A 475-nucleotide genomic window follows, 5' to 3' on the forward strand; every position below is an offset into this window, starting at 1 on the left:
GGGAGCAACTCAAGACGCAGCCTGATGGTCAACTCTCGATGACTGATCCCGACGCGCGTTCCATGGCGACGAGCGGAAGAGGATCAGGCATGGTGGGCTACAACGTGCAGGTGGCAGTTGATGCCAAGCACCACCTCATCGTCGCTCACGAGGTCACAAATTCTGGCAGTGACCGGGCGCAGCTTAGTCCTATTGCGAAGGCCGCGCGCGATGCTATTGGTAGGACCAGACTCCGGGCCGTAGCTGATCGAGGCTACTACAGCGCGCCTCAGATCAAGGAATGTGCCGATGCCGGCATTGCAGTCATGTTGCCAAAACCCACGACGTCCAGCGCAAAGGCCCATGGCCGATTTGACATGGCAGACTTCATCTACATTGCCCGAGGCGACGAATACCAATGTCCCGCAAGCGAACGCGCGATTTACCGTTACACCAGCGAGGAACACGGCATGCAAATGCGCCGGTACTGGAGCAA

The 475-nt window shown here is 58.3% G+C and carries 1 protein-coding gene; it reads left to right on the forward strand.

The annotated features are described in order from the left end of the window. Positions 1-475: transposase (locus P0D89_RS54050; RefSeq protein WP_408371537.1), on the forward strand; the 475-nt coding region annotated here is incomplete at both ends.

The sequence above is a fragment of the Paraburkholderia sp. RL18-085-BIA-A genome, assembly GCF_046027075.1.
Lineage (GTDB): Bacteria > Pseudomonadota > Gammaproteobacteria > Burkholderiales > Burkholderiaceae > Paraburkholderia.